This is a genomic window from Bradyrhizobium sp. 31Argb (genome assembly GCF_043638955.1).
Lineage (GTDB): Bacteria > Pseudomonadota > Alphaproteobacteria > Rhizobiales > Xanthobacteraceae > Bradyrhizobium.
Genome location: NZ_JBEGDB010000073.1, coordinates 1 through 12,801 on the forward strand (window position 1 = coordinate 1; position 12,801 = coordinate 12,801).

The following is a 12,801-nucleotide window of genomic DNA, read 5'->3' on the forward strand; positions in this document are numbered from 1 at the left end:
CCAAGGCTTCCTCCTAAAAGAAAGCCTTGAATCACGTTCAATCTGATTTGAGAATCCCAAGAGTCCACACGGCCTAGGACGCATTCTGCAACTTCCTAGATATTAAGTCGTAGACCCGCTCCACCCTCTCAATATCCTTCGATTTGACAGGGGCCCCCTCAACACCCATGTTCGCCCCGACAGAGCGGATCGCGAGTCTCGCGGAGCTCGCTTTCAGTTCCTCCCCTAAGCTATTGGAATGACATGAATATCGTCATTGTGGAGTCGCCGGCCAAAGCCAAGACTATCAACAAATATCTGGGCTCCTCCTACGAGGTCCTGGCCTCGTTCGGCCATGTCCGCGACCTCCCCGCCAAGAACGGATCGGTCGATCCGGACGCCAATTTCCAGATGATCTGGGAGGTCGATCCCAAGGCTGCCGGCCGACTCAACGACATCGCCAAGGCGCTGAAAGGTGCCGACCGCCTGATTCTCGCGACCGACCCTGATCGCGAGGGCGAGGCGATCTCCTGGCACGTGCTGGAGGTGTTGAAGGAGAAGCGCGCGCTGAAGGATCAGAAGATCGAGCGCGTGGTGTTCAACGCCATCACCAAGCAGGCGGTCTCGGAAGCGATGAAGGCGCCGCGCCAGATCGATGGCGCGCTGGTCGACGCCTACATGGCGCGCCGCGCTCTCGACTATCTCGTCGGCTTCACCCTCTCCCCTGTGCTCTGGCGTAAATTGCCGGGCGCGCGTTCCGCCGGCCGGGTGCAGTCGGTGGCGCTGCGGCTGGTCTGCGACCGCGAGCTCGAGATCGAGAAATTCGTGCCGAGGGAATATTGGTCGCTGGTCGCGACGCTTCTGACCCCGCGCGGCGAAGCCTTCGAGGCACGACTCGTCGGCGCCGATGGCAAGAAGATCGCGCGGCTCGACATCGGCTCGGGCGCGGAAGCCGAAGATTTTCGTAAAGCCATCGAAGCCGCGCTGTTCAAGGTCGCGACTGTCGAGGCAAAGCCCGCGCGGCGCAATCCGCAGGCGCCCTTCACCACCTCGACGCTGCAGCAGGAGGCCAGCCGCAAGCTCGGCTTCGCGCCGGCCCACACCATGCGGATCGCGCAGCGGCTCTATGAAGGCATTGACATCGGCGGCGAGACCACCGGCCTCATCACTTATATGCGTACCGACGGTGTGCAGATCGATCCGTCCGCGATCACTCAGGCGCGCAAGGTGATCGGCGAGGACTTCGGCAACGCCTACGTGCCGGACGCGCCGCGCCAGTACCAGGCCAAGGCCAAGAACGCGCAGGAAGCGCACGAAGCGATCCGCCCGACCGACCTCTCGCGCCGGCCCAACGACCTTCGCCGACGCCTGGATAACGATCAGGCGCGACTCTACGAATTGATCTGGATCCGCACCATCGCGAGCCAGATGGAATCGGCGGAACTGGAGCGCACCACCGTCGACATCGAAGCGAAAGCCGGATCGCGCGTGCTGGAATTGCGCGCCACTGGCCAGGTGATCAAGTTCGACGGCTTCCTCGCACTCTACCAGGAAGGCCGCGACGACGAGGAGGACGAAGACTCGCGTCGCCTGCCCTCGATGAGCGCGGGCGAGCCGCTGAAGCGGCAGGATCTTGCCGTCACCCAGCATTTCACCGAGCCGCCGCCGCGCTTCTCGGAAGCGTCGCTGGTCAAGCGCATGGAAGAACTCGGCATCGGCCGGCCCTCAACCTATGCCTCGATCCTGCAGGTGCTGAAGGACCGCGGTTATGTGAAGCTCGAGAAGCGGCGCCTGTACGGCGAGGACAAGGGGCGCGTCGTGATCGCGTTCCTGGAGAACTTCTTCCGCCGCTATGTCGAATACGACTTCACCGCCGATCTCGAGGAACAGCTCGACCGCATCTCGAACAACGAGATTTCCTGGCAGCAGGTGCTGAAGGATTTCTGGCGTGACTTCATCGGCGCGGTCAACGACATCAAGGATTTGCGCGTCGCCGAGGTGCTCGACGTGCTCGATGAGATGCTGGGTCCGCACATCTATCCGCCACGCGCGGATGGCGGCGATCCCCGGCAGTGTCCGACCTGCGGCACCGGCCGGCTGAACCTCAAGGCCGGCAAGTTCGGCGCCTTCATCGGCTGCTCGAACTATCCGGAATGCCGCTACACAAGGCCGCTCGCCGCCGATTCCGAGGCTGCCGCCGACCGCGTTCTCGGCCAGGATCCGGACACCGGCTTCGACGTCACCGTGAAGGCGGGACGGTTCGGCCCCTATATCCAGCTCGGCGAGCAGAAGGATTATGCCGAAGGCGAGAAGCCGAAGCGCGCCGGGATTCCGAAGGGCACCTCACCCAACGACGTCGATCTCGAGCTCGCGCTGAAACTGTTGTCGCTGCCGCGCGAGGTCGGAAAGCATCCGGAGACGGGTGAGCCGATCACCGCGGGCATCGGCCGCTTCGGTCCGTTCGTGAAGCACGAGAAGACCTACGCCTCGCTGGAAGCCGGCGACGAAGTCTTCGACATCGGCCTCAACCGCGCGGTGACGCTGATCGCCGAGAAGATCGCGAAAGGTCCGAGCGGCCGGCGCTTCGGCGCCGATCCCGGTAAGCCGCTCGGCGATCATCCGGCGCTCGGCGCGGTCGCGCTGAAGAATGGCCGCTATGGCGCCTACGTCACCGCAGGCGGCGTCAATGCGACGATCCCGAGCGACAAGACGCCGGACGAGGTGACGCTTGCGGACGCGATCGCGCTGATCGACGAGCGCGCGGCCAAGGGCGGCGGCAAGGCGAAGGCCAAGAAAGCCAAGGCGGCAAAGTCGGCGAAGGCCGACGGCGAAGCCGGGGCAAAGCCCGCCAAGAAGGCAGCGGTTAAGAAGGCCGCAAGCAAGCCGAAATCGGATGCCGCCAGCAAGGCGCGCGAGCCGGTGAAGGCAGCGAAGACATCAGCGGCAAAACCTGCCGCAACATCGAAAGCGCCCGCGAAGAAAAGCGCGGGCAAGGCTCGAGGGTAAGTGAAACAAAAGCATGACCATGGCTTTCCGGCGCGGGACGCCATTGTCGCCTTTATCCGATCCAATCCCGGAAAAGTCGGCACGCGGGAGATCGCGCGCGAATTCGGGTTGAAGAACGCCGATCGCGTCGAGCTGAAGCGCATGCTGCGCGAGCTCGCCGACGACGGCACGATTGCCAAGCGCGGCCGCAAGATTCACGAGCCGGCCGCGCTGCCGCCGACGGTCATGGCCGACGTCACCGGCCGCGATGCCGACGGCGAGCTGATTGCGACGCCCACCGAGTGGGATACGGAAGAGAACGGCACCGCGCCGAAAATCCGCATCGTCACACCGCGCCATCAGAAACGCGGCACCACCGCCGGCGTCGGCGACCGCGCGCTGCTCCGCATCGAGATGACGGATGAAGCCGACGGCACGCCCTATCGCGGCCGCATCATCAAGGTCGTCGACCACGCCAGGACCCGCGTGCTTGGTATCTTCCGCGCGCTGCCCGAGGGCGGCGGCCGGCTGGTGCCGGTGGACAAGAAGCAGGCCGGGCGCGAACTCAACATCGCCCAGGCCGACGCCGCCGGCGCGAAAGATGGCGATCTCGTCAGCGTCGATCTCGTCCGCAGCCGTGGCTTCGGCCTCGCGTCGGGCAAGGTGAAGGAGCGGCTCGGCTCGATCGCGAGCGAAAAGGCGATCAGCCTGATCGCGATCCACGCCCATGAGATCCCGCAGGAATTTTCGCGTGGCGCCTTGCGCGAAGCGGAAGAAGCAAAGCCTGCGACGCTGCAGGGGCGCGAGGACTGGCGCGACGTCCCCCTCGTCACCATCGATCCGCCGGACGCAAAGGATCACGACGACGCGGTGCATGCGGAAGCCGACCCCGATCCGCACAACAAGGGCGGCTACGTCATCCACGTCGCCATCGCCGACGTCGCCTATTATGTGCGCCCGGGTTCGGCGCTCGATCATGATGCGCTGATCCGCGGCAATTCGGTCTACTTCCCGGACCGAGTGGTGCCGATGCTGCCCGAGCGCATCTCCAACAATCTCTGCTCGCTGGTGCCGGGCGAGCCGCGCGGCGCACTCGCGGTGCGTCTGGTGATCGGCGCCGACGGCCGCAAGCGCTCGCACACGTTCCACCGCGTGCTGATGCGCTCGGCCGCCAAGCTGCATTACGCGCAGGCGCAGGCGGCGATCGACGGCAGGCCGGACGACGTCACCGGCCCCCTGCTCGATCCGATCCTGGGGCCGCTCTGGACCGCCTACAGGCTCGTGAAGCTAGCGCGCGACGAGCGCGATCCGCTCGACCTCGATCTGCCCGAGCGCAAGATCCTCTTGAAGGCGGACGGTACGGTCGACCGCGTCATCGTCCCCGAACGTCTCGACGCGCACAAATTGATCGAGGAGTTCATGATCCTCGCCAATGTCGCCGCGGCCGAGACACTCGAGAAGAAGGGCCTGCCGCTGATCTATCGCGTGCATGATGAGCCGACGCAGGAAAAGGTTTACAACCTCCAGGAATTCCTCAAGACGCTCGATCTGCCCTTCACAAAGGCCGGCGCGCTGCGGCCGTCCGTGTTCAACAGCGTGCTGGCGCAGGTCGAAGGCGAGGATTACGAGACGCTGGTCAACGAGGTGGTGCTGCGCTCGCAGGCGCAAGCCGAATATTCCGCCGAGAATTACGGCCATTTCGGCCTGAACCTCAGGCGATACGCGCATTTCACCTCGCCGATCCGCCGCTACGCGGACCTGATCGTGCACCGTGCGCTGATCCGCGCCCTTGGGCTCGGCGATGGCGCCCTGCCCGACAGCGAAACGCCGGAGACGCTTGCCGAGATCGCCGCCGAGATTTCGATGACGGAGCGGCGCGCGATGAAGGCCGAGCGCGAGACCGCCGACCGGCTGATCGCGCATTATCTTGCCGACCGCGTCGGCGCGAGCTTTCAGGGTCGCATTTCCGGCGTCACCCGCTCCGGACTGTTCGTCAAGCTCGACGACACCGGCGCCGACGGTCTCATCCCGATCCGGACGCTCGGCACCGAATATTACGACTATGATGAGACACGGCATGCCTTGATCGGCTCCCGCAGCGGTGCCATGCATCGATTGGGTGACGTGGTCGACGTGCGTCTGGTAGAAGCTGCTCCGATCGCAGGCGCCTTGCGCTTTGAATTGCTGTCGGGCGGACAAGCCATTCCGCGCGGCAGAAAAAGCGAGGGCCGGCGCGAACGGAAGAAAGAAGTGCGTGGCGCGAAAGCGGGTCGCGCGCCGAGCAAGAAGGATCGCAAGCCGGGCAAGCAGAAGTCCGGCAAATCGAAGCGAGGCAAGTCATGGAAACGCTGAAGCCCGCAACGACGGTGTGGACCCGCGACGCCGCGTCGATCGAGCGGCGGGACCTGTGGACGGCGTTGAAGCGCGGCTTTCGTTGCCGCTGTCCGCGCTGCGGCGAAGGCAAATTGTTTCGCGCCTTCCTCAAGGTCGACGGTCACTGCCCGGTCTGCGATCTGGATTTTTCGCATCATCGCGCCGACGACCTGCCGGCCTATCTCGTCATCGTCATCGTCGGCCACTTCGTGGTGCCGCTCGCGCTGTGGATCGAGACCAACTATTCACCGCCGATTTGGCTGCAGCTCTCGATCTATCTGCCGCTGACCCTGATCTTGTCGCTGCTGCTGTTGCAGCCGATCAAGGGCGCAGTCGTGGGTTTCCAGTGGGCGATGCGGATGCACGGCTTCGATGAGAACGCGCCGGACGATATTCCGCCGGTCTGACGAAACCAGATTCAAGAATAACAAAACGGGGATGGAATGATTGAAACAGCGACCGCGATCAAGCAAGTCGAGGAAGGGAAAGAGGCCGATCATCATCCGTATTTCCGGCCTAAGGATGCCGCGACGCTGATCCTAATCGATCGCTCCAGCGCGAGGCCGAAGGTGCTGGTCGGCAAGCGCCACGACAAGGTCGTGTTCATGCCCGGCAAATATGTCTTCCCCGGCGGCCGGGTCGACAAGGCCGACAACCGCGTGCCGGTCGCCGCTCCAATCAGCAATGAACTTGAAGCCAACCTGCTCAAGGGCAGCCCGAAGATCACGCCCGGCCGAGCTCGCGCGCTGGCCAATGCGGCGATCCGCGAGGCCTGCGAAGAGACAGGTCTGTGCCTCGGCCGCAAGGTCGAGAAGCCTGGCAAGCTCGATGGTCCCTGGGCGCCGTTTGCCGATGCCGGCCTATTGCCCGATCCCTCCGGCCTGTTCCTGATCGCGCGCGCGATCACCCCACCCGGCCGCGTCCGCCGCTTCGACACGCGCTTCTTCACGGCGGATGCCTCCGCCATCGCCCACCGCGTCGAGGGCGTGGTGCATGCCGATGCGGAATTGGTCGAGCTGGTCTGGGTCGAGATCGGCTCCGAGCCATTGGCGGATGCGCATGCCATGACCAAGAACGTGCTGGCCGAGCTCGACCGCCGGCTCGCCACCGGTCCGCTCAGCCACGACGCGCCGGTGCCGTTCTTCCATTTCTACGGTGGCAGGATGCAGAAGGACATTTTGGGCGCGTGACAGGCATGTCGCGAAAGTGTGCAAAAACAAAATAATCTTCCCGGTGGCGTCGCCCAGCTTCGTGCCTATCTGGTTTTGAGCGACCCACACGGAAACGGCAAATGGCACAGCGTCAACTCAAGCTCGGCGCGTTCATGCGGCCGATCAGCATCCACACCGGCGCATGGCGCTATCCTGGCGCCTGGCCGGACGCCAATTTCAACTTTTCCCATATCAAGCAGCTCGCCCAGAAGCTGGAAGCCGGCAAGTTCGACGCCTTCTTCATGGCGGACCATTTGGCCGTGCTGAACATGCCGATCAATGCGCTGAAGCGCAGCCACACCGTGACCTCGTTCGAGCCGTTCACGCTGCTGTCGGCGCTCGCGACGGTCACAGAGAATATCGGCCTGGTCGCGACCGGCTCGACCACGTTCGACGAGCCCTATCACGTCGCCCGCCGCTTTGCCTCGCTCGACCATATCAGCGGCGGCCGTGCGGGCTGGAATATCGTCACCACCTCCAATCCGGATGCGGCGCTCAATTTCGGGCTCGACGACCATATGGAGCACGCCGAACGCTATCGCCGCGCGCGGGAGTTCTACGGCGTCGTCACCGGCCTCTGGGATTCCTTTGCGGATGATGCCTTCGTGCGCGACGTCGAATCCGGGCTCTTCGTCGATCCCGAGAAGATGCATGTGCTAAATCATGAGGGAAAATACCTGAAGGTGCGCGGTCCCCTGAACATCGCACGCCCGGTGCAGGGCTGGCCGGTGATCGTGCAGGCCGGCGCCTCGGAGGACGGCAGGCAGCTCGCCGCGGAGACGGCGGAAGCGGTGTTCACCGGTGGCGGCAGCCTCAGCGACGGGCAGAAGCTTTACGCCGACATCAAGGGCCGCATGGACAAGCTCGGCCGCGACCGCGAGCATTTGAAGATCCTGCCCGGCGCCTTCGTCGTGGTCGGCGACAGCGTCGAGGAGGCCAAGGAGAAGCGCGCGTTGCTCGACAGCCGGGTGCATTACGACAGCGCGATCGCATCGCTCTCGGTGATTCTGGGCACCGATGCGTCCGGCTTCGATCCGGACGGGCCGTTGCCGCCGATCCCGGAAACCAATGCCAGCAAGAGCGGGCGCCAGCGCCTGGTCGACGTCGCCGCGCGCGACAAACTCACCGTGCGCCAGCTTGCGCAGCGCGTCGGCGGCTATGGCGGGCTGGCCTTCGTCGGCACACCAAAACTGATCGCTGACCAGATGGAGGAATGGCTGACGAGCTATGCTTCCGACGGCTTTAACATCATGTTCCCGTACCTACCGGGCGGGCTCTACGATTTCGTCGACAAGGTGGTCCCGGAACTGCAGAAGCGCGGGATTTTCCGCAAGGAGTACGAAGGCAAGACGCTGCGGGAGAATCTGGGCCTGCCGCGGCCGAAAAACCGGTTTTTCGCGCACTGATCCGGCCGAATTGGGCCGGTTTGGATCTGGAAAACCTTGACTTTGGGCCGATTCTGACTAGTTTGCCGGCCAAACGCGGGCCGCTTGGCCGGCTCCAGATACCCCATTATTTTCCTGAGGTTTTGACATGGCCAAGGCGGTCACCATCAAGGTCAAGCTCGTGTCGTCCGCCGACACCGGCTACTACTACGTCGCCAAGAAGAATTCGCGCACCATGACCGACAAGCTGGTCAAGAAGAAGTACGATCCGGTCGCGCGCAAGCACGTCGAATTCCGCGAAGCCAAGATCAAGTAAGATCGCGGGACACTACCCACTCGAACGGGGCCTCGCGGCCCCGTTTTTATTTTGTGGCCCGAGGACTTAGGGCTCACATGATCGCGACCTTGAACGAAGGAAATGCTGGCGGCTACTCGGTCGCATACGGCCGCGAGGACATCTACTTTCCCGTCTACATCACTGCCGCCCTCGCCGCGATCTTCTTCACAGCCGCCTGGATCACCGGCGCGGTTTACTGGCTGGCGCTCGCGGTAACGGCGGCCGGCTTTACCTACTACAACATCCCGTTGCTGGAGACCGGGCGCCCGACCATCGGCGCCAATCAGTACGGCATCTTCATCCAGGCTTTCGGCTTGATCCGCTGGCGCGCCATCGAACGCATCGACCTCGTTCAGATCGCCGAGCGCGCGATGACCGTTCATGAATTGCAGATTGCGCTCAGCATGCCCCTCAGCGGCGCGCTCGTGGCCGACTGGCGCAAGCAGCCGGCTTATCGCCGCTTGATGCGGCTGCCATGGCGCATGGACCACCGTGGCGTGGTGTGCATCAACCTGGAGCCATTCGACCGGACGCCCGACGAGATTCATCGGACGTTCCTCAGGATGTGGCGCTACTATCGGAGCTAGTGCACCACTTCACCATGCAGCGCGAGGTCGAGGCCATCGCGCTCGGCGTCCTCGTGCACGCGGAGGCCGACGAACACCTTGACCGCAGCGAGGATGATCAGGCTCACGATGGCATCGTAAACGATCACAGTGGCAACACCGACGCACTGGTTGAAGAACTGACCAGCGTTGCCCTCCAGAACGCCCGGCGTCCCCCCGTATTGCTCGACCGCAAACACGCCGGTGAGCAGTGCGCCGACGATGCCGCCAATCGCATGCACGCCAAAGCAATCCAGTGCGTCGTCATAGTGGAACGCGCGCTTCAAGCCAGTGCATCCCCAATAGCAGAAGACACCGGCGCCGATTCCGATGGCAAAGGCGCCGATCGGCGCCACGAAACCGGAAGCCGGCGTGATGGCAACGAGGCCGGCGACCGCGCCCGAGCAGATCCCGACGACGGTCGGCTTGCCCTTAAGCGTCCATTCCACCAGCATCCAGGTGAAAGCAGCAACCGCCGTGGCGATCTGCGTCACCAGCATCGCCATGCCAGCCTGCATCCCTGCCGTGACGGCGGAGCCGGCGTTGAAACCGAACCAGCCAACCCAGAGCAGAGAGGCGCCGACAAAGGTCAGCACCATGTTATGGGCAGGCCCCGTCTCCTTTCGCTTGCCGAGCATGATGGCGCACATCAGACCTGCCACGCCGGCATTGATGTGCACGACGGTACCTCCGGCGAAATCGAGCACCTTCACCCATGCGTTCTCGTTGGCAGCGGCGAAGACACCGTCGGGCCCCCAGACCCAGTGCGCAACCGGCGCATAGACCAGGATCGCCCACAGCCCGATGAACCAGAGCATGGCCGAGAATTTCATGCGCTCGGCAAATGCGCCGGCAATCAGCGCGGGCGTAATGATCGCAAATGTCATCTGAAAGCAGATGTACACGGCCTCGGGGATGGTCGGAGCAAGCGGATTGGGATTGCCAATTCCGCCCTTGCCGATGTCGCTCAGGATGTCCTTGAGAAACATGCGATCGAGCCCGCCGACAAAGGGCGTGCCAGTACGAAAAGCCATACTGTAAGTCAGGATGGCGAACAGAATGGTGACGAGGCAGGTGACCGCGAAACTAGTCATCACGGTGTCGCCGACATTCTTCTTGCGCACCATGCCGCCATAGAACAGGCCGAGGCCCGGGATCGTCATCATCAAGACGAGCGCGACGGAAGTGAGCATCCACGCCGTATCGCCGGAGTTCGGCGTGCACTTTTCAAGGACCTTGCCGCCGCAGGCCGGCGGCGCCGCGTCCTGGGCAAACGCAATGTCGCCCAGTGCGAGACTGAGGAGCGCAATTCCCAAGAAAGTCGCCAGGAAAGCAGCCGCGAATTTCACGAGCCTTTGGCTCGCAGATGTTCTTGCGTGCATCATCTTCCTCCCGTGGCAAGAGAAGTCAGCGAAAGGCTTGAGGAGAGGCTTGCCGCGCCGGCAATGCTCGCGGCTTGCTGCTCGACGGACGTCACCAAATGCCTGGCGTCGCCCGCTCGTCCAGTTCTCGCAGTGTTTTGGAGCGCCGCAATTGGCCCGCAGTGCTTGCCCAGAATTGGCAATGTACCCCCGACCTTGGGCACAAAGCTTAGGGAGCTCGGCGCCGCGGCAAGGCCGTCGAGCTTCGATGGCTGGAGATTGGCGGCGACTAGGCTCATGGCCTGCCAGCCTCTATCAGGGACGCCAAAGTCGGAAGACGCCCGTGCCGGTCTCCGACTCCCAATTCTTAGCCAGAATCAATCAAGTTTCGTGCCACCAACCATGCAGAGAAAACCTGTTGAATCAACATCGTCTCTAGTTCACCAACGCGTGAACTGGCTTGGCTACTGCCGATTTTGAAAGCACCTCACTGACTATAATTTAATCAGCCGCGATTGCCGTCCGCGTGGGGCAGCAGTCCTCGGCGGAAAATTAGCCGCCGGCGCGGACCTTACGCCGCCTTCAATAGCGGCGGCTGTGAGGGCCGCATCAGCGCGAACGCCACCTGGATGATGCCGCCGGCGAGCCCGAGCGCGACGCCGATGCGCCAGGCCATGGTGTAGGAGCCGAGCGCGTCGTACAGCAGCCCTCCCCCATAGGCGCCGAGGAAGCTGCCGATCTGGTGGCTCATGAAGGCAAGTCCCTGGATCATCGCCTGCCAGCGCAGCCCGAACATCTCCGCCACCGCGCCCGCGACCAGTGGACCGACGCCCATCCACAGGAAGCCCATGATGGCGCCGAACAGCAGCGTGGAGGCGGGCGTCGCCGGCAGCATGAAATACCAGGCGAGCGCCAGCGAGCGCAGGATGTAGATCATGCCCAGCAGCGCAAGCTTGTTCCAGCGCTGGCCGGCCCAGCCGAAGAAGAGCGAGCCGAGTACGTTAAAGCCGCCGATCATGCCGAGCGTCTGCGCGCTCAGCATCGGATCGAGGCCGCAGATCGCGAGATAGGACGGCAGATGCGTGGTGAGGAAGACGAGCTGCATGCCGCAAACGAGATAGGCGCAAGTCATCACCACGAAGGAAGCATTACCGAACGCCGCTCGCGCGGCGATGGCTGCGGTGGCCTCGCCGATGTCTTCGGATGACGTCGGCTTGGGCAGCGGAACCTGGTCGATCCGACCCGCGTACCAGGCGGCAGGGATCATCGCGAGCGCCAGCACCACGAAGCCGATCAAACCGACACGCCAGCCGAAACCCTCATTGAGGAGCTGTCCGATCGGAGCCGACAGCAGGGCGCCGAGCGATCCGGCACCGGAGACAATGCCAAGCACCGTTGAGCGCACCGTCTCCGGCACCGCGCGGGCTGCGACCGACATCGCGATCGCGGCTGCCGTGCACGCAAGCGAGGTACCGATCAGGACCCCACCGCCGATCATGATGCTGATGACGCCGTGCGCGCCCGCCATGAACCCAAGGCCGGCGATATAGAGCAGCGAACCAACCACCATGATCGGGCGAAAGCCGTACCGCACCGTCATGGCGCCGGCGAGCGGTTGCAGGAAGCCCCAGGCGAGGTTCTGCACCGCCAGCGCCAGCGTGAAGTCGGACACCGAAATCCCGATGTCATGCGTCAGCGGCTGCATGAAGATGCCGAGGCTCTGCCGCAGGCCCATGCTCAGCGTGAGCATGATCGAAGCGCCGATCAGGATCGGCAGCGTGGGACGCAGGATTTGCAGCAAGGGCATTGTTTTTGTTCTCCCTATCGATGGCGGCGCAGCAAAGCCGACCTGCGATTCACGCAATTTTTAGTTACACAGACCTGTGTAACTTGGCTATAAGAGGGAGCTGCTGTCAAGCGAGTGAGATACCGAGCCGTTGCATGGCTTCTCCGCACCAGAAACAGACGATGAAGGACCGGATCCTTCAGACGGCTGACCGGTTGTTCTACCTGAAGGGCATTCGCGCCATCGGCGTCGACACGATTTCCGCCGAGATCGGCATCAGCAAGCGCACGCTCTACAACCACTTTCCGTCCAAGGACGCGCTGATCGCGGCCTATCTGGAGCATCGCTTCGTGCAGCCGAAGCCGTCGGACAAGTCACCGGTCGAGCAGATCCTCGGCACCTTCGATGCGCTGGAGCGTCGTTTTGGTGCCAAGGATTTTCGCGGCTGTCCCTTCGTCAATGCGGTCGCCGAACTCGGTGGCGAAGACAAGTCGGTGAAGGAAATCGCCATCGCTTTCAAGGAAAGCCGCCGGCTGTGGTTTCGCGATCGATTGGTCGAACTAGGCGTTGCCGATCCGGAGGGACTGGCGACCCAACTGCAATTGCTGGTCGATGGCTCGATCGCACAGGATCTCGTCCGCGACGACCCCGCGATGGCGCGTGCCGCGAAAGATGCTGCACGAGTACTGCTGGAGAATGCTGGGGTGAAGGTCAGTAGCCCGGATGGAGCGGAGCGAAATCCGGGGAGCCTACGCGAGGATTGAGACGAAACCCGGATT

10 protein-coding genes are annotated in these 12,801 nt (G+C 63.5%); 8 read left to right on the forward strand and 2 right to left on the reverse strand.

The features are described 5' to 3' along the window. Positions 1 to 243: 243 nt before the first annotated feature. The 7 genes from topA to AAFX91_RS16510 all read left to right on the forward strand — a co-directional run bounded on the left by topA (position 244) and on the right by AAFX91_RS16510 (position 8,857). A complete protein-coding gene (gene topA, locus AAFX91_RS16480) occupies positions 244 to 2,985 on the forward strand; it encodes a type I DNA topoisomerase (protein WP_130580392.1) in 2,742 nt (913 codons plus the stop codon). Continuing rightward, positions 2,986 to 5,316, forward strand: coding sequence for a ribonuclease R (gene rnr, locus AAFX91_RS16485; RefSeq protein ID WP_130580391.1), 2,331 nt, complete (start codon positions 2,986 to 2,988; stop codon positions 5,314 to 5,316). After that, positions 5,304 to 5,744 carry a DUF983 domain-containing protein gene (locus AAFX91_RS16490; RefSeq protein WP_130580390.1) on the forward strand — a complete coding sequence of 147 codons (441 nt, stop codon included), beginning with the start codon at positions 5,304 to 5,306 and terminating at the stop codon, positions 5,742 to 5,744. The genes rnr and AAFX91_RS16490 overlap by 13 nt, the downstream gene beginning before the upstream one ends. 36 nt (positions 5,745 to 5,780) lie before the next feature. Beyond that, the gene (locus AAFX91_RS16495; protein ID WP_130580389.1) at positions 5,781 to 6,527 is read left to right on the forward strand and encodes an NUDIX domain-containing protein; all 747 of its coding nucleotides are present in this window, start codon (positions 5,781 to 5,783) and stop codon (positions 6,525 to 6,527) included. Positions 6,528 to 6,628: 101 nt separating this feature from the next. Next, on the forward strand, positions 6,629 to 7,954 hold the full coding sequence (locus AAFX91_RS16500; protein WP_394567151.1) for an LLM class flavin-dependent oxidoreductase: 1,326 nt from the start codon (positions 6,629 to 6,631) through the stop codon (positions 7,952 to 7,954). Positions 7,955 to 8,081: 127 nt separating this feature from the next. Beyond that, a complete protein-coding gene (rpmG, locus tag AAFX91_RS16505; RefSeq protein WP_027581235.1) occupies positions 8,082 to 8,249 on the forward strand; it encodes a 50S ribosomal protein L33 in 168 nt (55 codons plus the stop codon). Between the two features lie 77 nt (positions 8,250 to 8,326). Further along, positions 8,327 to 8,857 (forward strand): hypothetical protein, encoded by a 531-nt coding sequence (locus AAFX91_RS16510; protein ID WP_130580386.1) that lies wholly within the window; start codon positions 8,327 to 8,329, stop codon positions 8,855 to 8,857. Here AAFX91_RS16510 and AAFX91_RS16515 read toward each other — a convergent pair. Together AAFX91_RS16515 and AAFX91_RS16520 are read right to left on the reverse strand one after the other, a co-directional pair. Next, the gene (locus AAFX91_RS16515; RefSeq protein ID WP_130580385.1) at positions 8,854 to 10,260 is read right to left on the reverse strand and encodes an ammonium transporter; all 1,407 of its coding nucleotides are present in this window, start codon (positions 10,258 to 10,260) and stop codon (positions 8,854 to 8,856) included. The two genes, AAFX91_RS16510 and AAFX91_RS16515, sit on opposite strands and share 4 nt — an antisense overlap. Before the next feature lie 547 nt (positions 10,261 to 10,807). Beyond that, a complete protein-coding gene (locus tag AAFX91_RS16520; protein ID WP_394567152.1) occupies positions 10,808 to 12,043 on the reverse strand; it encodes an MFS transporter in 1,236 nt (411 codons plus the stop codon). Between the two features lie 134 nt (positions 12,044 to 12,177). Between AAFX91_RS16520 and AAFX91_RS16525 the strand changes: the two genes are divergently transcribed. Continuing rightward, positions 12,178 to 12,786, forward strand: coding sequence for a TetR/AcrR family transcriptional regulator (locus tag AAFX91_RS16525; protein WP_394567153.1), 609 nt, complete (start codon positions 12,178 to 12,180; stop codon positions 12,784 to 12,786). Positions 12,787 to 12,801: the final 15 nt, after the last annotated feature.

Coding starts and splice junctions, on each gene's coding strand:
- topA (WP_130580392.1), top strand. CDS start 244: ATGAATATCGTCATTGTGGAGTCGCCGGCCAAAGCCAAGACTATCAAC.
- AAFX91_RS16490 (WP_130580390.1), top strand. CDS start 5,304: ATGGAAACGCTGAAGCCCGCAACGACGGTGTGGACCCGCGACGCCGCG.
- AAFX91_RS16495 (WP_130580389.1), top strand. CDS start 5,781: ATGATTGAAACAGCGACCGCGATCAAGCAAGTCGAGGAAGGGAAAGAG.
- AAFX91_RS16500 (WP_394567151.1), top strand. CDS start 6,629: ATGGCACAGCGTCAACTCAAGCTCGGCGCGTTCATGCGGCCGATCAGC.
- rpmG (WP_027581235.1), top strand. CDS start 8,082: ATGGCCAAGGCGGTCACCATCAAGGTCAAGCTCGTGTCGTCCGCCGAC.
- AAFX91_RS16510 (WP_130580386.1), top strand. CDS start 8,327: ATGATCGCGACCTTGAACGAAGGAAATGCTGGCGGCTACTCGGTCGCA.
- AAFX91_RS16515 (WP_130580385.1), bottom strand. CDS start 10,260: ATGATGCACGCAAGAACATCTGCGAGCCAAAGGCTCGTGAAATTCGCG.
- AAFX91_RS16520 (WP_394567152.1), bottom strand. CDS start 12,043: ATGCCCTTGCTGCAAATCCTGCGTCCCACGCTGCCGATCCTGATCGGC.
- AAFX91_RS16525 (WP_394567153.1), top strand. CDS start 12,178: ATGGCTTCTCCGCACCAGAAACAGACGATGAAGGACCGGATCCTTCAG.